This is a genomic window from Faecalibacterium sp. PGM34 (genome assembly GCF_054456555.1).
Genome location: NZ_CM136898.1, coordinates 2,885,671 through 2,904,737 on the forward strand (window position 1 = coordinate 2,885,671; position 19,067 = coordinate 2,904,737).

17 protein-coding genes and 1 other RNA gene are annotated in these 19,067 nt (G+C 62.1%); 5 read left to right on the plus strand and 13 right to left on the minus strand.

Annotated elements, in window-relative coordinates; all coding sequences use genetic code 11:
* Positions 1-45: 45 nt before the first annotated feature.
* The 8 genes from topA to ACXPUX_RS14130 form a co-directional block, all read right to left on the minus strand.
* Entirely contained in the window at positions 46-2,130 is a 2,085-nt protein-coding gene (gene topA, locus ACXPUX_RS14095) for a type I DNA topoisomerase (RefSeq protein ID WP_458828799.1), read from the minus strand.
* A gap of 112 nt (positions 2,131-2,242) precedes the next feature.
* The gene (dprA, locus tag ACXPUX_RS14100) at positions 2,243-3,262 is read right to left on the minus strand and encodes a DNA-processing protein DprA (protein WP_458828801.1); all 1,020 of its coding nucleotides are present in this window, start codon (positions 3,260-3,262) and stop codon (positions 2,243-2,245) included.
* Positions 3,263-3,364: 102 nt separating this feature from the next.
* The gene (locus ACXPUX_RS14105) at positions 3,365-4,147 is read right to left on the minus strand and encodes a TrmH family RNA methyltransferase (protein ID WP_458828803.1); all 783 of its coding nucleotides are present in this window, start codon (positions 4,145-4,147) and stop codon (positions 3,365-3,367) included.
* A gap of 181 nt (positions 4,148-4,328) precedes the next feature.
* On the minus strand, positions 4,329-4,679 hold the full coding sequence (gene rplT, locus ACXPUX_RS14110; protein WP_005928218.1) for a 50S ribosomal protein L20: 351 nt from the start codon (positions 4,677-4,679) through the stop codon (positions 4,329-4,331).
* A 55-nt stretch (positions 4,680-4,734) separates the two neighbouring features.
* Positions 4,735-4,938 carry a 50S ribosomal protein L35 gene (gene rpmI / locus ACXPUX_RS14115; protein ID WP_005928215.1) on the minus strand — a complete coding sequence of 68 codons (204 nt, stop codon included), beginning with the start codon at positions 4,936-4,938 and terminating at the stop codon, positions 4,735-4,737.
* Between the two features lie 18 nt (positions 4,939-4,956).
* Positions 4,957-5,535, minus strand: coding sequence for a translation initiation factor IF-3 (gene infC, locus ACXPUX_RS14120; RefSeq protein ID WP_055185860.1), 579 nt, complete (start codon positions 5,533-5,535; stop codon positions 4,957-4,959).
* A gap of 229 nt (positions 5,536-5,764) precedes the next feature.
* Positions 5,765-9,451, minus strand: a complete 3,687-nt coding sequence (locus tag ACXPUX_RS14125) for a UvrD-helicase domain-containing protein (RefSeq protein ID WP_458828807.1) — start codon at positions 9,449-9,451, stop codon at positions 5,765-5,767.
* Positions 9,448-12,810, minus strand: a complete 3,363-nt coding sequence (locus tag ACXPUX_RS14130; RefSeq protein WP_458828809.1) for a PD-(D/E)XK nuclease family protein — start codon at positions 12,808-12,810, stop codon at positions 9,448-9,450. The genes ACXPUX_RS14125 and ACXPUX_RS14130 overlap by 4 nt, the downstream gene beginning before the upstream one ends.
* A gap of 139 nt (positions 12,811-12,949) precedes the next feature.
* On the opposite strand from ACXPUX_RS14130, the gene ruvX reads away from it, so the two are divergent.
* The gene (ruvX, locus tag ACXPUX_RS14135; protein ID WP_015536729.1) at positions 12,950-13,381 is read left to right on the plus strand and encodes a Holliday junction resolvase RuvX; all 432 of its coding nucleotides are present in this window, start codon (positions 12,950-12,952) and stop codon (positions 13,379-13,381) included.
* 48 nt (positions 13,382-13,429) lie between these two features.
* On the opposite strand, the gene ACXPUX_RS14140 is transcribed toward ruvX, so the two are convergent.
* The gene (locus ACXPUX_RS14140) at positions 13,430-14,152 is read right to left on the minus strand and encodes a peptidylprolyl isomerase (protein ID WP_458828811.1); all 723 of its coding nucleotides are present in this window, start codon (positions 14,150-14,152) and stop codon (positions 13,430-13,432) included.
* Between the two features lie 248 nt (positions 14,153-14,400).
* On the opposite strand from ACXPUX_RS14140, the gene ACXPUX_RS14145 reads away from it, so the two are divergent.
* The 3 genes from ACXPUX_RS14145 (at position 14,401) to ACXPUX_RS14155 (ending at position 15,683) form a co-directional block, all read left to right on the plus strand.
* Entirely contained in the window at positions 14,401-14,715 is a 315-nt protein-coding gene (locus ACXPUX_RS14145; RefSeq protein WP_005928201.1) for a DUF1292 domain-containing protein, read from the plus strand.
* A gap of 26 nt (positions 14,716-14,741) precedes the next feature.
* Positions 14,742-14,946, plus strand: a non-coding RNA gene (gene ssrS / locus ACXPUX_RS14150) — 6S RNA.
* 92 nt (positions 14,947-15,038) lie between these two features.
* On the plus strand, positions 15,039-15,683 hold the full coding sequence (locus ACXPUX_RS14155; RefSeq protein ID WP_458828813.1) for a thioredoxin domain-containing protein: 645 nt from the start codon (positions 15,039-15,041) through the stop codon (positions 15,681-15,683).
* A 47-nt stretch (positions 15,684-15,730) separates the two neighbouring features.
* Here the strand turns inward: ACXPUX_RS14155 and ACXPUX_RS14160 are convergent, their stop codons facing one another.
* From ACXPUX_RS14160 to ACXPUX_RS14175, 4 genes are read right to left on the minus strand one after another with little or no spacing between them, the layout of a single operon-like run.
* The gene (locus ACXPUX_RS14160; protein ID WP_458828815.1) at positions 15,731-15,937 is read right to left on the minus strand and encodes a DUF378 domain-containing protein; all 207 of its coding nucleotides are present in this window, start codon (positions 15,935-15,937) and stop codon (positions 15,731-15,733) included.
* 60 nt (positions 15,938-15,997) lie between these two features.
* A complete protein-coding gene (gene ispE / locus ACXPUX_RS14165; protein WP_458828817.1) occupies positions 15,998-16,882 on the minus strand; it encodes a 4-(cytidine 5'-diphospho)-2-C-methyl-D-erythritol kinase in 885 nt (294 codons plus the stop codon).
* Positions 16,883-16,894: 12 nt separating this feature from the next.
* Positions 16,895-18,079, minus strand: coding sequence for a pyridoxal phosphate-dependent aminotransferase (locus tag ACXPUX_RS14170; protein WP_097782360.1), 1,185 nt, complete (start codon positions 18,077-18,079; stop codon positions 16,895-16,897).
* Entirely contained in the window at positions 18,079-18,558 is a 480-nt protein-coding gene (locus ACXPUX_RS14175) for an Lrp/AsnC family transcriptional regulator (protein WP_015536725.1), read from the minus strand. Before ACXPUX_RS14175 ends, ACXPUX_RS14170 begins: the two co-directional genes overlap by 1 nt.
* A 238-nt stretch (positions 18,559-18,796) precedes the next feature.
* On the opposite strand from ACXPUX_RS14175, the gene ACXPUX_RS14180 reads away from it, so the two are divergent.
* Positions 18,797-19,066, plus strand: coding sequence for an ACT domain-containing protein (locus ACXPUX_RS14180; protein ID WP_458828820.1), 270 nt, complete (start codon positions 18,797-18,799; stop codon positions 19,064-19,066).
* Position 19,067 lies beyond the last annotated feature (1 nt).

Below are 19,067 nucleotides of genomic sequence, written 5' to 3' on the forward strand. Positions count from 1 at the left end.
TATTCTCTGAAAAGCTTCCCCCGTCCGGGGGAAGGCTTTTATCTGTCAGTCCTTTTTGGGCACCGGCATCTCAAAGCCGCAGCCTTCCTTGGCGCAGTACAGCTTGCCGCCCTTGCGGAACAGGGTGCTGCCGCACTTTTCGCACTTGGTAGCCACCGGCATATCCCATGTCATAAAATCGCAGTCCGGGTAGCACTCGCAGCCATAGTAGATGCGTCCCTTGGAGCTCTTGCGCTCCAGCAGACGACCCTTGCCGCACTTGGGGCAGATGCCGCCGGTGTCCTTGACCAGACGCTTGGTACCCCGGCACTCCGGGAAGCCGCTGCACGCCAAGAACTTGCCGTACTTGCCCACCTTGATGACCATGGGGCGGCCGCACAGGTCGCACACCTCGCTGGAGGGCTCGTCCGGTACCTTGACCTTTTTGCCCTCCATGTTCTTTTCGGCCTGTTCCAGACTGGCTTCAAAGCCCTGATAGAAATCATCCACGGTCTTGCGCCAGTCGGCCTTGCCGCTTTCCACCTTATCCAGATTCTTTTCCATCTGCGCGGAGAAATCCACGTCCACGATGTGGGGGAACTGCTCCAGCATCAGCCCGTCCACAGCCCGTCCCAGCAGGGTGGGCTTGAGCTTTTTCTGGTCGCGCTCCACATAGCCGCGGTCGATGATGGTGGTGATGATGGGCGCGTAGGTGGAGGGACGGCCGATGCCGTTTTCCTCCAGCGCCTTGATGAGGGTAGCTTCGGTATAGCGGGCGGGCGGCTGGGTGAACTTCTGCTCGCTCTTCAGTTCCCGCAGCTTGAGCACCTGTCCCTGCTCCAGCGGGGGAAGGTTCGTTTCCTTCTTTTCCTTTTCGTCGGTGGCTTCCTCGTACAGGGCGGTAAAGCCGTCAAAGGTCACGGTGTAGCCGCTGGCCTTGAAGTGGTAATCCGCCGCGCTGACGGTGACCGACACGGTATCCTGCTGGCAGTCTGCCATCTGGCTTGCCATAAAGCGGCTCCAGATCATGCGGTACAGCTTTGCGGTGTCGCCGCTGATGCTCTTGTCCACCTCGTCCGGGGTCAGGGACGGCACAGAGGGACGGATGGCTTCGTGGGCGTCCTGTGCTGCCGTAGCGCTCTTGGTTTTCCATGTGCGCTTATAGGGGCAGATATACGCCTCGCCGTAAGCACCGGCGATATACTCCTTGGCGGCAGCCACGGCTTCGTCCGAGATGCGCAGACTGTCGGTACGCATATAGGTGATCAGACCCATCATGCCGTGCCCTGCAATATCCACGCCTTCGTACAAGGTCTGGGCGGCGCGCATGGTGCGGGTGGCCGTAAAGCCCAACCGGCGGGATGCCTCCTGCTGCAGGGTGCTGGTGATAAAGGCCGGGGTGGGCTGCTTTGCACGCTTGCCGCGCTTGAGCTCGCTCACCACATAGCTTGCCCCCTCCAAGCCTTCCTCGATGGCGCGCGCCTCGGCCTCGCTTTTGGGCAGCAGCTTTTTGCCGTTGGCGTCCGTGGCGAGGCGTGCCACAAAGCTCTTGTGCCCGGCACCCAGGGTGGCGTCCACGTTCCAGTATTCATCGGGCTTAAAGTTTTCGATTTCCTTTTCCCGGTCGTCGATCAGCCGCACCGCCACGCTCTGCACACGGCCTGCGGACAGGCCGCGGCGCACCTTGCGCCACAGAAACGGGCTGAGCTTGTAGCCCACCAGACGGTCCAGCACGCGGCGCGCCTGCTGGGCGTTGAACAGATCCTCGTCGATGGCGCGGGGGTGAGACATACCCTCCTTCACGCCCTTTTTGGTGATCTCGTCAAAGGTGACACGGTTGGGCTCGTGGGGGTCCAGCCCCAGAATGTTTGCCAGATGCCAGCTGATGGCCTCGCCCTCGCGGTCCGGGTCGGTCGCCAGCAGCACGCCATCGGCGTGTTTGGCCTTGCTCTTCAGCTCCTTGATGAGCTTTTCCTTGCCCTTGATGCTGATGTATTGCGGGGTATATCCGTGCTCCACATCGATGCCCAGCTGAGATGCGGGCAGATCGCGGATATGACCCATGCTGGCGGTGACCTCGTAGTCATCGCCCAGATATTTGCCGATGGTTTTCGCCTTTGCAGGCGACTCCACGATAACCAGTTTCGCCATTTCTTCTTTTCTCCTCTATCTGCAACGTGTGCCCAAAGGGACGCACGGTTCTTCGCTCATATTATTGTACCACAGCTGTTGTGTGCTTTACCAGCGGAAATATTCCACAATTTTACCGCAGCACATACCGCTGCCCCGGCTGCTTGTACACCCGGCCGGTGAGTTCCAGCTTCATCAGGGTGCCCAGCAGTGCGGACATGGGCAGGCCGGTGCTCACGCACAGCTCCTCGATGCCCACGGGTTTTGGCCCGATGCACGCCAGCACCCGGCGCTCGGTATCGCTCAGAGGCTCCGGCTGCTTTGCCGTCACCGCCGCTGCGCTCTGCCGGCGCAGGCCCAGCGGGCCAAGCAGGTCCGCAGCAGAACACACGGCACGCGCTCTGCCGTCCCGCAAAAGGCCGTTTGTGCCTGCGGAATTGGGCGAGTAGATGCTGCCCGGCACCGCGAACACCGGCTTCCCATAGCGTTCTGCATGGGACACGGTGGACATGGTGCCGCTTTTCTCCTGTGCTTCCACCACCAGCAGCGCAGAGCTGAGCGCCGCAATGAGCCGGTTGCGCTGCAGAAAGCCATTGGCACCAACGCCCTCACTGCGGGGCGGGTACTCGCTGATAACGCAGCCCTTCTGCTCGATCTTATGCCGCAGCACCGCATTCGCTGCCGGGTAGGTGCGGTCGATGGGCACGCCCATCACCGCGATGGTGGGGCAGTCGTTCTTTACCGCTGCCCGGTGCCCGGCGCTGTCCAGTCCATCAGCCAGACCGCTTACGATGACAGCTCCGTTTTTTGCCAATTCCCCGCCGATATCCGCCGCCGCGTTCAGGCCGTATTCCGTGGGCTTGCGGCTGCCCACGATACCCACCGCCCCGGGCTCGTTGAGCCAGCGGGGGTCGCCGGTGCAGTAGAGCACCAGCGGCATATCCGGGATGCGAGAAAAGGCCAGCGGGTAATCCGGGTCGTCAAAAGGCAGAATGCGCACCCGCAGGGCATCGCACTGCATCACCAGCGTGTGGAAGCTTTCTGCATCCAGCTGCGCTGCCCGCTTAAAGGCTGCATCCCCTGCCGCCTGCCGGAATTCCTCAGTTTCCCGTGCCTCCCATGCCTCCTGCGCGCCGCCAAAGGCGTCCAGCACCTTTCCGGCGTGAAGACTGGCGAGCCAGCACCTGCGACAGCCACAGCCAGCACAGCAGCGGGTCGGGTGCAGGCTCCGGCGGGAACAGGCTGGTCTGCCCGGTCACAGGCTCTCCTCCCGGAAATGCCACAGCAGGATGCTGCCCGCGATGCCGGCATTCAGGCTTTCCACCCGGTCGGTCATGGGGATGCGCACCGTGCTGTTGCAGGCGGCGATGGTCTCGTCGGTCAGACCCTGACCCTCGCTGCCGATGACCACGCAGACACCGCCGGGATACCCGGCCTTTGCCGCGCTGAGCGGCTGGGACTGGTACAGCGCCGCCGCAAGGCAGGTGATGCCTTTTTCCCGCAGCTGGGCGATGGCCTGCGGCATGGCACCGGTCTCAATGACCGGGATGCGCACCGCCGCGCCCATGGAGGCGCGCAGGGTCTTGGGGGCGTAGACACTGGCGCAGCCCTCGCTGAGGATGACACCGTCAAAGCCAAAGGCCGCCGCGCTGCGCAGCAAGGTGCCCACGTTGCCGGGATCCTGCACCCGCTCCAGTGCCAGATACCGCCCGCCGGGGCGCACCTCCTCCAGCGTGTGCACCGGGGTGCGGAACACCCCGAACACCCCCTGATGGGTGCCCACGTCTGCCAGCTTGTCCGCCACATGATCCTCTACCAGATAGTGCTCGCCCGGCAAAGCGACAAGCTCCGGGCACTTTTCCAGCGCATTTTCGGTATAAAACAGGGTCTCCAGCTCTGCGCCGCAGGCAAGCTCCGGGCACAATTTGCGCCCCTCGGCCAGAAAGCGCCCCTCGGTGCGGCGGAATGCCGCACTGGAAGCAAGGCGGCAGGCGTATTTTACTTTTGCGTTTTCCCGGCTGGTGATCTTTTCGTCCATGAGTCCCTCCCGAACAGGTGTGTAGCTTTTGCTTTGGATACAATAGAAAAAGGGCAGCGTCTGCCGCAGGTTTCTGCGGCAGGGCGCTGCCCCGTTGCCTTGTTTCCCTGGCCGCAAAAAATGCCCGGATACAAAACGGACGCCCGCGTATACGCGCGGGCGTCACGATGCAAGGTCTTTATCAGGCGTTCTTCACGGTCTCGACCAGAGCGGCAAAGCTCTTGGGATCGTTGATGGCCATCTCGGACAGCATCTTGCGGTTCAGCTCGATGCCTGCCTTCTTCAGGCCAGCCATGAAGGTGGAGTAGTTCATGCCCAGAGGACGAACTGCGTTGTTGATACGGCAGATCCACAGGTTGCGGAACTGACGCTTCTTCATGCGGCGGCCAGCCAGAGCGTAGTTGCCGCTCTTCATGACCTGCTGCTTGGCCATCTTAAAGTGCTTGCTCTTGCAGCCGTAGAAGCCCTTGGCCAGCTTCAGCATCTTCTTACGACGTTTGTGGGTCATAGTTGCGCCTTTGATACGTGCCATTTTTTATATCTCCTTTAGTATCTCGTAGAAAGTTTTGTGTACCTGCGGCTCGCTCTTAGGCGTAGGGCAGCATGCTCTTGATGGTAGCTGCGTTGGTCTTATCAACGTAGCTGGGCTGACGGTAGCCACGGGTCAGCTTGGTGGTCTTCTTGGTCAGGATGTGGCTGCGGAATGCATGACCGCGCTTGATCTTGCCGTTCTTGGTCAGCTTAAAGCGCTTCTTAGCGCCGGAGTGCGTCTTCAGTTTCATCTTAGCCATTTTAGTTTCCTCCTAAAATTAGTCCTTATTGGGTTTCGGGATCAGCAGAATGGACATCGTGCGGCCCTCGAGCACGGGCGGCTTATCGGTGGATGCCTGAGGCAGAGCCTCGGCAAACCGCTTCAGCACGTCTGCGCCCAGAGCACTGTGCGCCATTTCGCGGCCGCGGAAACGGATCGAAACCTTTACCTTGTGTCCTGCTGCCAGGAACTTGGCAGTCTGGTTGAGCTTGGTGTTGAAGTCGTTGGTGTCAATATTGAGCGAAAGGCGGGTCTCCTTGACCTCGACGACTTTCTGGTTCTTCTTGGCTTCCTTCTCCTTCTTCTGCTGTTCAAAACGGTATTTGCCGTAGTCCAGCACCTTGCACACAGGCGGCACAGCCTGCGGTGCGATCTTGACCAGATCGAGCCCGGCTTCTTCTGCAGCGCGCATGGCCACCTGAATGGACACAACGCCCTTCTGCTCGCCGTCAGCACCGATCAGGCGAACCTCACGATCACGGATCTGGCCGTTGATCTCCAGTTCCTTCGACTTTCCAGCGGTAGCGATAATGAATGCACCTCCAAACAAAATCCATAGTGTTGCAATATTTGGCATAGAAAACACGGCCGCCCACATTCTGGACAGCCGCGCGAAATTTCACACAAAGCCGCAGCATTCTCAAAGGAATAAGCTGCTGTTTCGGGTATAGCCCGGGGACATCCTCCCGCAAGGCGAGCGCGGCACAGGCCGTAGCTGCTTTCTTTACCCAGCTATTCTACCACGCTTTACCTGCCCTGTCAAGCACTTTTTATGCGTTCTTTGGAAAAAATATGACTTTTCCCTTTTACGCCTCGATCAGTTTGCCCAGTGCAAAGGAGTAGATGCCCTTATAGGTCACCTTTTTCGGCGCAAAGCGCTTTTCGATGGCAATGGCGTAAAGGTTCAGCTGGGCGCGGTAGGCGCGCAAAAAGTCGCTCTCGGCTTTGCGGCGATCGGTCTTGTAGTCCAGCAGTTCCAGATGATCCGGGTACACCAGCACAAGGTCGGCAATGCCCTGCACCAGCACCTGCGCGTCTGCGGCGGCGGGCAGCGTCTCGTGCCCTTGCGCCGCCAGCACCGCACCGGCGGGCAGCGCGGTGATAAAGGGCAGCTCCCGCAGCACCTGCTCGGCGGCGCAGATCCTTGCAAAGGCTTCGCTTTCCACAAAGCGGCGGATGCACACCGCGTCCAGCTTTTCCGCGATCTCCGGGGCGGTCAGCTGCAATGCCACCTGACGGTCCCGCTCCACCGGGATGGCTTCGTCCAGTGTGCCTGCCGCCTTGGCCGCAGCCAGCCGGGCAAAGTCTGCGTGCTCCAAAAAGGCGTGCAGCGCGGTGCCCATCTCGGCGGCGGTCAGGCCGTCCTTGGAAAGGAAGCCCGGGCGCTCCAGCGTGGTCTGCTCGGCCTTGTGCACGATGCTGGTCACGCTGACCTTGGCAGGCACCTGCGCAAGCGCTGCCGCCGGGTACTGCCACGCAAAGCCCTGCCGCAGGGTCTCTACCAGTGCCGGGTCTGTCTCCGGCGCTTCGTCCGGCGTGGCTGCATCTGATTCCTCGGACAGCTGCACGGCATCGTCACACACCTTGATAGCCATCACACTTTCGGTCTGCACAAAAAGCAGCTCCCGGTTGCCGGAAAGCTGCCGCAGCACCCCGCCGTCCGGGTGCACCAGCAGCGCCGCCCGCAGCCAGTCGGCAAAGCTGTTGGCCTGCTGGTGCAGCGTGGCTCCCGCCCCGGCAGCCAGAAAAGCCGCCGCCTTGGCAAAGGGCTTGGCGCTCTTGCCGCTGCTCAGGGGCACGGTGAGGATGAGCTTATCCTGCGCACGGGTGAGCGCCACATACAAAAGGCGCATCTGCTCGCTGCGCAGCTCTTTGGCGTGGACAGCGGCCAGCGCGGTGTAGGCGGCGGTCTTGTAGGCGCCCTCGCCGTTTTCCGGCCGCAGCCGCAGCCCCGCGCCGTAGCTGCGGTGCACCAGCACCGGCTGACGGATATCCGAGGCGTTGAACTTGCGCGCCGTATCCCCCACGAACACCACCGGGAACTGCAAGCCTTTGGAGCGGTGGATGGTCATGATGGACACACATCCCGGGTGTACCCCGCTGGGCACGGTGTCCTGTCCGGTGCTGCCGGCCTGCGCAGCGGCATCAATGGCGCGCACCAGCGCCGAGATGCCGCCCGTGCCAGAGGCGGCGCAGAAGGAGGCAAAGCGGCGGGCATCCTCCCGGCGGCGGGCACCGTTTTCCAGCACGCCCAGCGCCGCCAGATAACCGGTGGAGGCAAAAATTTCTTCCAGCAGCTGCTCTGCCGGGGCACTGCGCGCCATCTGCCGCAGGGCGGTGAGGTGGGCGTAGAAGTCCTTCACCTTCTCGGTAAAGGGGTCGTCGGCCGGGTCCTCCAGCGCCAGCAGCAGCGCGCCGTACAGACTGATGCGGGCAGGCTTTTTGTCCGGCTCTGTCGGCACCTGACGGCTGCGGGCGCGCAGCCGCACAAGGTCATCCTCCGTAAAGCCGAACATGGGGCCCAGCATGGCAGCAGCCAGATAGATATCCTGCGAAGGGTCGTCGATGACCTTGAGCAGGGCGATGAGGGGGCGGATGTGGGGCGCAAGCATCAGGTTCTCCCGGGCGTCGGCGTATACCGGGATACCCCGGGCGGTCAGTGCCTCCACATAGGCCGGGAACTCGGTGCGCGCTGCCAGCAGCACGCAGCAGTCCTCGTACCGCACCGGGCGGGTGGTGCTGCCCTCCCGCACCGGCTCCCCGGCAGAAACCAGCTGCGCGATGCGCTCGGCGATCCAGCCTGCATCGGTTTCCGTCTCATCGTCCGGCAGAAACTGCACCTCCACGCTGCCCTGATATTCTCCGGGCGCACCGCAGACCAGACGCTGCCCGTCGCCGTAGGCGGTATCGCCCAGCTCCGGGGTCATGAGCTGCTCAAAGAGATAGTTGATGCCCGCCACTACCTGCGGTGCGGAGCGGAAGTTTGCATCCAGCGCCAGCAGAGCGTCCGCGCCCGGGGTGTCCTCCGGCGGGCGGGGACGGGCTTTTGCGCCCGGCAGCAGCGGCCAGCTGTCCAGCTTTTGCCGGAAGATGCCGGGCTCTGCCTGCCGGAAGCGGTAGATGCTCTGCTTTAAGTCGCCCACAAGGAAGAGGTTATCCCCCGCCGGGGCGGCAAGGCAGCGGTAAAGCGCATCCTGCAGGGCGTTCGTGTCCTGGTATTCGTCCACCATCACGGCGGCGTAGTCCTGACGGATGCTCTCGCACAGGGGGGTGGGCACCCCCTCCGGGGTGCGCAGCAGGCGCAGGGCAAGGTGTTCAAAATCGCTGAATTCCAGCAGCTTGCGCTCCCGCTTTCTGGCTGTGAACCGGGCATCGAAGTCCCGCACGGCGGCAAACAGCGCCCGCAGCCGGGGCAGGGTGATCTGCCGGTCGGTCTCGGCCTCGGCCTCGGAGCAGCAGATGAGTTGGGTCATCTGCTCAAACAGGGCTGCGGCTTCGTCCGAGCGGGTCTTGATCTCGGCCTTGTGGTCGCCGCCCAGACGCTTTTTCATGCCCTTCAGGCCGGGGGCTTCCTCCATGCCCAGCACATAGGGGGTGAGCAGGTCGTACAGTGGGTCCCACTGCCCGGCAGCGGCCAGCTGCTCCGCCTGCGCAAAGAGGGCGGCGGCTTTTTCCAGCCTTGTACCAGCCTCCTCGTATTTTTCTGCCACCGCAAGCTGCGCCTTTGCCCGGGCAGAGGGGGTCTTTTTCTCCTCGGCAGCTGCCAGTTCCTGATCAAGATCCGCACGGCAGTCGGCCAGTGCCGCTGTCAGCAGTTCCCGCGCAGCCTTGGCGCAGTGGGCGGCTTCGGCCAGCAGCAGGTCGTGCCAGCAGGTGGAAGCAAAGCCGTTTTCCTGCTCGTAAGGGGCAAGAAATTCATCCAGCTTGCGGTCGTAATCCGGCAGCGCCCGCAGAAAATCGTAGATCTGCAAAATGGCATCGCCCGCCGGTTTATCTGTGCGTCCCTTGCCGTACAGGTCTGCAAAGGCGCAGAAATCCGGGTCACGGTAGGCGTTTTCCAGCGTTTCGGCCAGTGCCGCCCCCCGCAGCAGCTGCACGGTACCGGGATCTGCCGGGGCAAAATCCGGCGGGATATCCAGCGCCTGAAAGTGCTTGTGCAGCAGGTTCAGACAAAAAGCGTCAATGGTGCAGATGGGCGCGCGCTGCAACAGCATCCGCTGACGGCGCAGCATGGCGTTGCCGGGCTGCAGCTGGCTGCGGTGCAGCAGCGCCTGTCCGATGCGGGCGCGCAGCTCTGCCGCCGCCGCATTGGTAAAGGTGACGATGAGCAGCCGGTCGGCGTTGACCGGGTGCTCCGGGTCGGTGATCAGCTGCACCGCCCGCTCGGTCAGCACGGCAGTCTTGCCGCTGCCTGCGGCTGCGCTTACCAACAGCGCACCGCCCCGGTCTGCAATAGCGGCCTGCTGCGCCGGGGTCCATTCAGGTCCGCTCACGGCTGTTCCTCCTCTTCTTCGTTTTCTTCCTCGGGTTCAAAGGGCTTGGGCGGGGCTTCCAGCGCACGCTCATGCACCCCGGTCTCGTGGCAGCAGATAAAGCTGTAATCGCACCATGTGCAGGGGCTTTTGCTGCTGCTCACTACCAGCGGCTCGGCATCGATCCGCCCGCCGTAAAGCTGCTCACCCATCTGGGTGACAAGGTCGTCCAGATGCAGCTGGATGCGGCTGAGCTTGGCGCTGTCCGCCCGCTTGTCCTTCTGGTAGGGGCTGGGTGCGCCGTTGCGGTAGCCAAAGGGCAGGTACTTGCCGGTTTCGTCCGCGTCCATCGCGTCAAAGATCTTCTGCTCGTCCCGCACAAGGCCGTCCAGCTGATACTCCACCGCCCGGGCAGCCTGTTCGCGGGGCAGGGTCTGGGGGGCGGGGTCGGCCAGCAGATACAAAACGCCCGCCGGCTGTGCGCCGGTAAAGCGCCCGCCCGCATCCCGGGTCAGGCTGAACAGATACAGCAGCATCTGGCAGTCCAGCCCGCAGTAGACCTCTTTCAAGTCCAGCTTTTTGCTGCCGGTCTTGTAGTCTACCACCCGCACCCAGCGGGTGCCGTCCTCCTCGATCCATTCATCCGCGCGATCCACCGTGCCCACCAGCTGCACCGTGCGCCCGTCCGACAGGCGGTACACCTGCCCGGGCACGGCGTCCTCGCCCCGGCCTATCTTCAACTCACAGGCCACGGGCTTGAATTGGGACTGGTTCTGCTCGTCCCGCAGGTAGCACAGCAGGCTGGTCATGCTCTTTTTCAGCCGGGAGAGCAGGTAGGCAAAGCGTGCGGTATCCTCCGGCAGATAGCGCCGCGCGTACTCGTCCACCAGCGCGGCGGCAAGGTCAGCCATGGCGGCATCGTCCAGCTCCAAAAAGGGGCGCAGCCCGGCACAGGGGTTGTCTGCCCCGGGGTGGGGGTCCAGCGCCATCTGCAGCACCCAGTGCATCAGGGTACCGCTCTGGTCGGCCGAAAGTTCTGCACGGCGGCGGGGCTTGAGCCCTAGCACATACTGCAAAAAGTAGCCATAGCGGCAGGTATAGTATTTTTCCAGCTGGCTGGGCGAGATGTGCAGCCGCCTGCCCAGCAGCGCTTCCAGCGTGGGCAGATCCTGCACCTGCCGGGGTGGATCCTGCTCCATGCGCTGCAGCAGGGCCAGCCCCCGGGGTGCCTGTACCCCCTCGCCGGGGGCGCGCAGTGCCTCGGTCAGGCTGGCGCGCTCCCGTTCGGTCAGCGGCCAGCCGCCGCCCAGCACGTCCAAGCCGTCTGCGGGGGTGGCGGCAAGGTCGACAAGTTCCAGCTGCGGCGCAGCAGGCTGCAATGCCTCCACGATGGGCTCCAGCGCGGCGCACAGGGTCTGCCCCTGCCCCTTCGGCCAGCTCATCCACAGCCCCTTTGCCGGGGCGGTAAGGGCTTTGTAAAAACAGACCTGTTCACGCACCACGCGGTTCTCAAAACAGTCCGGCAGGTCGATCTGTTTTGCCATCAGCAGGTCGCGGTCGGCGTGGGTCAACAGGCCGCTTTCTGCGGGGGTACAGGGAAATTCCCCCTCCGCAAGCCCCAGCACGAATACATAGTCCGGCGCATCCAGACGCATTTTACCGGCGCTTGCCAGCACCACCGCGTCCAAGGTCTGCGGGATGTGCCCAAGGTCAGAGGAGCGCAGCAGCAGGCTGAAAAGATCCTCGTACTCCGGCACGGTGATGCCCTGACTGCCCAGCAGCCGCGCCATCTCGTCCAGCAGCTGCATCACCACGTTCCACTCGCGGGCGGCTTCCTCCGCTGCCGGGATGCCCCGGGCGGTGCGGATATCCTCCACCTGCGCGGCTTGCTGTTCCTCTGCGCCCAGCTCCTTCAGACAGAAATACAGCGCCCGGCTGATCTGCTCGGCGTTGGCGCTGCGCACCTTGCTGCGCAAAGTATCCACCGCCGTCACCAGCTTTTTGCGGGCGTTCTCGGCGCGGGTCAGGTTCTGGGTGTCCTCCTCGGTCAGCTCAGCATCGCCGAAGCCCCGGGGGCTTTTGGTAAATTCTGCCCGCCACGCCGCTGCATTGGGCGACCATGTGTAGGCGTAGTTTTCCAGCGCGCAGACCTCCGGCTCGGTCAGGTCACACAGGCCGGTCTTGGCCAGCACGGTCAGCTGCTCGGTCATGTCCGCGCCCCGCAGCAATGCCAGCAGTGCCCGCACCGCCGTGGCGGGGGCGCTGAACTCCGGGGTGGTGGGCTCGTCGCAGTACAAGGGGATCTCTGCCATGCGGAACTCGTACCGCACCGCAGCCCGGTACAGGCTGATATCACGGCAGACCACCGCAATTTTTCCGCAGCGCACGCCCTGCCGCATCAAGCGGCGGATGGCGGCTGCGGCACAGCGGGCTTCCTCCTCCCGGCTGGCGGCGGCAAACAGCCGCAGCTCCGGGGCGCTTTCCGGCGGGGTGCAGCTGCCGGTCTCCAGCAGTTCAGTCAAGGCGGCAAGCCCCGGGGCGTTTTTATGGCGCAGGTCCCGCCGCAGCAGCTCCGGTGCGGCCACCTGTGCGCCGTTTTTGCGCGCAAGCTGGCGCAGCTGCGCCGCCACCTGCTTTGCACCGGAGAACAGTTCCAGGTCCCCGGGCTGCATGGGTGCGCCGTCCTCGCACAGTGCCACCGTTACGGCGGGCAGCGCAGCCAGCATGGCGCCCATCAGCCGCTTTTTGGGCGCGTTGAAGGTATCGAACTCGTCAATGAACACCTCGCGCTCGCGCAAAAAGTCCGGCAGTTCGTCCCGGGCAAGCGCGGCTTCCAGCCGGTCAGCCGCCAGTTCCAGACGGTCGGCAGGGTCCATGCCGGTGCCCGCCAGCAGGCTCTCGTAACCCTGAAAAATAAGCGCCAGCTCGCCCAGCTTTGCGCTCTCGGTGCCGCAGTCCCGGGCAAGCTCCTGCAATTGCTGCCCGGAAAGCCCGGCGCTTTTCAATTCGTCAATGGTCTCGGCAGCCATCTGGCAAAAGGCCGCGCTGCGCCGGTGGCGGTAGTAGTAGTGCACGTTATCCTGCAATTCCTCCAGTGCACGGCGCACCAGCACCGCCCGTCCGGCATCGGTCAGGGTCTGCACCGCCGCGCCGCCAAGCGCCGCAAGGATATGCTCCGCCAGACTGGTGAAGGAATAGCTTTCCACCATGCCGGAAAGGGCATCTCCCAGCTCCCGGTAGATGCGTGCCTCGGTGCTGGAAGTGAACTGCTCCGGCACCAGCAGGATGCTGCGCTTGCCCGCCTCGGCGCGGGCGCGGATGCGGGCATACAGCAGGGTGGTCTTGCCGCTGCCGGAAGCGCCCAGAACCAGTTTCAGCATTTCGGTTTCCTCCCGCTCATTGATTTTTGCCTTTATTGTAACACGAAAGCGGAGATAAAACCACCGCTTTTCTTTGCAATCCCGCCGCTGCTGTGGTACACTGAAAAAAAACATTCTGCACACCGGAAAGGGACTTTGTATGAAGATTTTAGCCGTTGACTACGGGGACAGCCGCACCGGCCTTGCCACCTGCGACCGCACCGAATTTCTTACCACCGCCATCACGCCCCAGATCACCTTAAAGGCGCGCAACAAGGTTGCCGCCCGGGTCTGCGAGGTAGCCAAGGAGATCGAAGCCGAGATGATCCTGATCGGTCTGCCGCTGAATATGGACGGCACCGAGGGTGAGCGCGCCGCCAAGAGCCGCAAGCTGGCAAAGACCGTGGAGCTTTGGAGCGGCCTGCCGGTGCGGATGTGGGACGAGCGCCAGACCACCTGTGCCGCCGCCGACCTTCTGGACGAGAGCGGCACCTACGGCAGCCGCCGCAAGGAGATCCTGGATTCGGTCAGCGCCACGGTGATTTTAGAGGACTACCTTGCATGGCGCAAGGAGCATCCCGGGGAGATATAAAAATGATGCCTGTGCTCACGCACAGGCATCATTTTTTTGACTTTACTATTATCCCTGATAGGTTTCAATGCTCACGCTGTTGATGGTGATATCGGTGGTGGGCTTCTGGCTTTCGTCCACAGCGGTCTGGGCGATGGTGTCCACGATGTCCATGCCCTCGTACACCTGCCCGAACACAGTGTCGGTGTAGTCCAGATAGGGCGCACCGCCTGCCGTCTGGTACGCGGATACCACCTCGGCGCGGTAACCGGCGGCGTTCATCTGGTCCACCAGCTCCTGCGTTACCGACTGTTCTCCCGGCAGCGATTCCACCACATAGAACACGCTGGCGCACGCGCCGGAGGCGTCCACTCCCATGCACAGCGCCCCGGCGTAATGGTGCAGGCTGTCCGATGCTTCCACCGGGTAGCGATTGCCCTTCCAGATGGTAGAGCCCTTGCCGTCTGCGCCCTGCCCGGCTTCCACCACAAACTGGTTCTCCACCCGGCTCACGGTAAGGCCGTTGTAGTAGCCCTGCTGCACAAGGCCGATGAAGTTATCGCAGGCCTGCGGAGCCTTTTCCGGGAAGAGCAGCGCCCGGAAAACACCCGCAGAGGTATCGAACACCGCAACCGTGTCCCCCGCCGCCGGGTGGGTGAATTGCAGCTCTGCCGATTCCACCGCCGGGCGGCTGATGCTCTGGACTTTGCTGCCGTTTTCCTGCGGCCGCAGCGTGCAGCCGGTAAGCAGCAGCACCGCCGCAAGACAGACTACCCCGAATTTTTTCAACATATTCCCGCTCCCTGTTCCATATACTGTACTGCAACGCTGCACAGCGCAGCGCAAAAGATTCAACCAGTAGTATACCATATTCTGTGCGGCAGTGCGAGAGGAAATTGCGTGAAAATTTATCCAATGATTTCTGTGCGAAAAAGCATCTTGACGAACCGGGCAAAACACGCTACACTATAAGCAGACCAAGCGGGGTGCAGCCCGCAGCACCAACTGCTTTTTGTGATGAAGCAATACAGGAGCGTACTATGTCTGACGAGATCAAGAACCCCAATACTGAGGAAGAATATCAGCCCGACCTGATGACCCTTGAGGACGAGGACGGCAACGAGGTCACCTTTGAGGTGATCGATGCGCTGGACCACAAGGGTGTTCATTATCTGGCTGTTGTGGAATACGCCGAGAACGAAGAGGACCTGAACGAGGACGCCCAGCTGGTGATCCTGAGTGTCGGGGAGGACGATGAAGGCGAATATCTGGACGTTGTAGAGGACGACGAGGTGCTGATGGAAGTCAGCAAGCTGTTCGAGCAGCGTCTGAGCGAGGACTACGATATCGAGTAAGTCCTTTGACGGATTGACCCGTGCAAGACTTCCTGCCCGGCTCGATTTGTTGCGGTTTGTATGATCCTACTAATCATTCAACGGGAGCCCGGGGTTCTCCGGTGGATTGCAGACCTCCCCGCCATGGGTCGACCATGGAGGTTCGATGAGGAAGCGTGATTCCGGCGACAGGGCACCCACCTGTCCGTAAGGGTAGGTTTGATTGACCGCAGACGACCGGGCGGGATCTTTATAGTAATCCAATCCACCGCTTGTGCCCCTGCAAACACAGGGCACGGCTGTGGATTTTTTTATCACCATTTGAAAGGATGTGCAATTGCGGCATGAGCTCTGAGCATCTGGTTGGTACCTCCATTCCCCGGTTCACCTTTGACACCCCCACCACCCCCGGCAACGATTTTTACGCCCTGTGTGCGGGCACCGAGCCCCTGTGCATGATCTTTCTGCCCGGGTTCGACCACCCGGTCACCCGGGAATACCTTGCCCGCTACTTAAAGACCCTGCCGCGGCTGCGGGGTGTGCGGCTGGCGTGCGTGGTGCGCTCTGCCCCCCGCGCGGTGGCCGAGGCTACGCAGGGGAAAGAGTTTCCCTTCCCCATCATCTGCGATGCGCCGGGCGTGCTGTACAGCTATCTGGGGGTAGAACAGGCACGCGGGCTTTTGAGCTGGAGCTTTTCTGCCCAGCGCATCTACAAAAGTGCCCGGGATGCCGGCTATCACTACGACCGCAATGCCCCGCAGATTTTGCCCATGACCCTGATCGTCGGCCACGAGGGGCAGATCCTGTTCACCCACTCCGGCCGCAGCCAGACCGACCTGCCGGAGGACTGCATTGCCATCCGGGAGCTTGCCCGCGAGGTAGTGCACGCCAAGGCTGCCGACCAGCGCCGCGCAAGCCACCACTGCTCGGACGAAACGCTGACCCTGCCCGACCTCATCGGCTGGGACGATGTGGATAACGACCAATAAAATAACGTAAAACAGCTGCTGCACGCGAAAGTGCAGCAGCTGTTTTGTTATTCTTCCTCCGGTTTCTCGCTGAACAGATTCGGAATGCAGCCAAGGGCGGCCAAGCCCACCAGCGCAAACACGATGCGGGACCACACCGAGGTGCTGCCGCCCAGCAGCCAGCCCACAAGGTCGAACTGAAAAAGCCCCACGAGCCCCCAGTTCACACCGCCCACGATGAGCAGCAGCAGGCAGATTTTGTAAAAGGTCTGCACAAAAAAGACCTCCTTCCTTTGGGTTCAGTATGCCCTGCGGGAAGGAGGTTTATACTTTTTTTAGCGGATCACCCGGGCACCGCCGCGGTCGGGCTGCGCAACGTAGACCTGCGGCCACTGCCGCTTTGCTGCCGCTGCGGCGGCTCTGGCGGCAGCTTCGTCCCGGAACACGCCGAACACCGCCGCGCCGCTGCCGGTCATCAGCGCGGTGACAGCGCCGTGCGCCCGGAGCAGGGCTTTGATCGCCTCGTTATCCTTTGCGCCGCTGCACTCCTCCAGCGCGTTACCGGCGGCAGCGCATACGGCATCTAAATCTCCGGCGCGGATGGCTGCTTCCTGCGCTTCACAGTCCGGGTGGATGCTGCTGCCCACGGTATCGTAGGCGGCAAAGGCTTCCGGGGTGGACACGCCGTAATCCGGCATCACCACCGTGAACCAGCAGTCCGGCACGGGCGGCAGCGCCTTGAGCAGGTCGCCCACGCCCTGCACCCGGCAGGTGCCGCCCATCAGGGCAAAGGGCACGTCCGCACCGATGCCAGCGCCCAGCGCGCACAGCTCGCTCATGGAAAGCTTTGCGCCGTACAGGGCATTTAACCCCACCAGCACGGCGGCGGCGTCTGCGCTGCCGCCCGCCATACCCGCCCGCACCGGGGTGTTTTTGTAGATGGTGATATCCACCCCCGCCAGCAGGCCGGTGTAGTGGAAGAACGCCAGCGCCGCCTTGATGGCGGTGTTTTTATCGTTGGGCTGCACAAGGCTGCCCGGCAGACGCAGACTGAGCCCGGCGCTGCGGCGCAGCATCACCCGCTCGTACAAGGTGATGGTCTGCATGGTCATGTCCAGCGCATGGTAGCCATTGGGCAGCAAGCCCACTACATCCAGTGCCAGATTGAGCTTGGCCGGGGCCAGCACGGTCACTGCGTTTCTCCGCTCTCGCCGTTCCATCTGTGTTCCTCCTCAGTTGCCGTGGTAGATGTTGTTTTCCACCAAAAACTCCCGGATGCGCTTCAGCGCCTCGGTCAGGTGCTCCACGCTGTAAGCGTAGGAAACGCGGCAGTACCCCTCGCCGGAAGCGCCAAAGGCATCGCCGGGGATGATGGCAACGTGCTTTTGCTCCAAAAGCTTTGTGCAGAACTCCTGACTGCTCATGCCGGTGCTCTTGATGCAGGGGAAGGCGTAGAACGCACCCCGGGGCTCGAAGCAGGTCAGTCCCATGTCGTTGAAGCTGCGCACTACCAGACGGCGGCGCATATTGTATTCGTCCCGCATCCGGTCGATCTCGCCATCACACTCCTTCAGGGCAGTGATGGCGGCGTACTGGCTGGTGGTGGGGGCGCTCATGATGGCGCTCTGGTGAATCTTGGTCATAATTTTAATGACCGCCTCCGGGCCGCAGGCGTAGCCCAGACGCCAGCCGGTCATGGCGTAGCTCTTGGAAAAGCCGTTCACCACGATGGTGCGCTCTGCCATGCCAGGCAGGGTGGCAATGGAAACGTGCGGCCGCAGGCCGTAGTTCAGTTCAGCGTAGATCTCATCGGACAGCACCATGATGTCGGTGCCGCGCAGCACCTCTGCCACAGCTTCCAGATCTTCCCGCTCCATCACCGCACCGGTGGGGTTATTGGGGAAGGGCATGATGACCAGCTTGGTCTTGGGGGTGATGGCTGCCTTCAGCGCCTCGGCACGCAGACGGAACTCGTCCTCCTGACGGCAGGCAACGTGCACCGGCACGCCGCCGGACAGGGTGGTGATGGGCTCGTAGCACACAAAGCAGGGCTCCGGGATGATCACCTCGTCCCCGGGCTTTACCAGCGTGCGGATGCACATATCAATGGCCTCGCTGCCGCCCACGGTCACTAAAATCTGCCGCATGGGGTCGTAGCGCAGGTTCATGCGCCGCTCCAGATACCGGCTGATCTCGGCGCGCAGCTCTTTTAAGCCGGCGTTGGAGGTATAGCGGGTGCGGCCATGCTCAAGGCTTTCAATGCCGGCCTCGCGCACAGCCCACGGGGTCTTGAAGTCCGGCTCGCCTACGCCAAGGCTGATGCACTCGGGCATTTCGGCGGCCAGATCGAAAAATTTGCGGATGCCGGAGGGGCGCATGGCCTTGGCGGCAGGCGCGATCAGTTTATCATAATCCATCACAGCACCGTGCACTCTCTTTCATCAATTTCTTCATCCTGATACAGCCGCCCCTCTTTTTTGTAGGTGCGCAGCACAAAATGAGTGGCGGTGGACAGCACATCGTCCAGCGGCGAAAGCCGCTTTGCCACAAACAGGGCGATCTCCTGGAAGGTCTGTCCCTTGATCACCAGCTGCAGGTCGTACCCACCGCTCATCAGCAGCACGCTCTCCACCTCGTCAAAGGCGGCAATGGTGGCAGCGATCTCGTCAAAGCCGCGGCTCTTTTTGGGGCTGACGTTCAGCTCGATGACCGCCTCCACGCGGTTCACCTTGGCCTTTTCCCAGTCCACAAGGGTCTTGTAGCCCTTGATGATGCCCTGCGCCCGGGCAAGGTCCATCATCGCCGCCACCTCGGCGGGGGATTTGTTCAGCATGGTGGCAATGTCCTCCACGGGCAGCCGGGCGTTGTTTTCCAGAATCTTCAAAAGCTGTTCCATTGTCATATACTCCTTATCAACCCTCTACACGGAAATCCGTGGGAAATTAAGTATAAGTATAGCACAAGCCCCGGCAGATTGCACTTGATTTTTATATAGAATGTCTTTTGCCCCCGTATTCTGCTCTTTTTTACAAAAAGTGTGTTCAAAATTTGCTAAATCTGCTATACTGGAAGGGTAAGCGTGTGCCGGGTCTTTGGCGGCACCAATCACTATAAGGAAAACGAGGGTGGAAACCATGAAAGCTTTCATTACCGTCATTGGACACGATACCGTGGGCGTTGTCGCAAAGGTGGCCGGTCTGTGCACCGAGCTGAACATCAACATCGAGGATGTGACCCAGAGCATCCTGCAGGGAATGTTTGCCATGATCATGCTGGTGAACCTTTCCAACTGCAATGTTGACCACGACCAGCTGCACAAGCGCACCGATGCACTTGCCGCCGAGATGGGGATGCAGATCAACGTGACCCGTCAGGAAGTTTTTGACGCCATGCACACCATCTGAG

Coding starts and splice junctions, on each gene's coding strand:
- ruvX (WP_015536729.1), top strand. CDS start 12,950: ATGAAGATTTTAGCCGTTGACTACGGGGACAGCCGCACCGGCCTTGCC.
- topA (WP_458828799.1), bottom strand. CDS start 2,130: ATGGCGAAACTGGTTATCGTGGAGTCGCCTGCAAAGGCGAAAACCATC.
- ACXPUX_RS14170 (WP_097782360.1), bottom strand. CDS start 18,079: ATGGATTATGATAAACTGATCGCGCCTGCCGCCAAGGCCATGCGCCCC.
- ACXPUX_RS14155 (WP_458828813.1), top strand. CDS start 15,039: ATGAGCTCTGAGCATCTGGTTGGTACCTCCATTCCCCGGTTCACCTTT.
- rpmI (WP_005928215.1), bottom strand. CDS start 4,938: ATGGCTAAGATGAAACTGAAGACGCACTCCGGCGCTAAGAAGCGCTTT.
- ispE (WP_458828817.1), bottom strand. CDS start 16,882: ATGGAACGGCGAGAGCGGAGAAACGCAGTGACCGTGCTGGCCCCGGCC.
- ACXPUX_RS14140 (WP_458828811.1), bottom strand. CDS start 14,152: ATGTTGAAAAAATTCGGGGTAGTCTGTCTTGCGGCGGTGCTGCTGCTT.
- rplT (WP_005928218.1), bottom strand. CDS start 4,679: ATGGCACGTATCAAAGGCGCAACTATGACCCACAAACGTCGTAAGAAG.
- infC (WP_055185860.1), bottom strand. CDS start 5,535: ATGCCAAATATTGCAACACTATGGATTTTGTTTGGAGGTGCATTCATT.
- ACXPUX_RS14180 (WP_458828820.1), top strand. CDS start 18,797: ATGAAAGCTTTCATTACCGTCATTGGACACGATACCGTGGGCGTTGTC.
- ACXPUX_RS14175 (WP_015536725.1), bottom strand. CDS start 18,558: ATGGAACAGCTTTTGAAGATTCTGGAAAACAACGCCCGGCTGCCCGTG.
- ACXPUX_RS14130 (WP_458828809.1), bottom strand. CDS start 12,810: ATGCTGAAACTGGTTCTGGGCGCTTCCGGCAGCGGCAAGACCACCCTG.
- ACXPUX_RS14105 (WP_458828803.1), bottom strand. CDS start 4,147: ATGGACGAAAAGATCACCAGCCGGGAAAACGCAAAAGTAAAATACGCC.
- ACXPUX_RS14145 (WP_005928201.1), top strand. CDS start 14,401: ATGTCTGACGAGATCAAGAACCCCAATACTGAGGAAGAATATCAGCCC.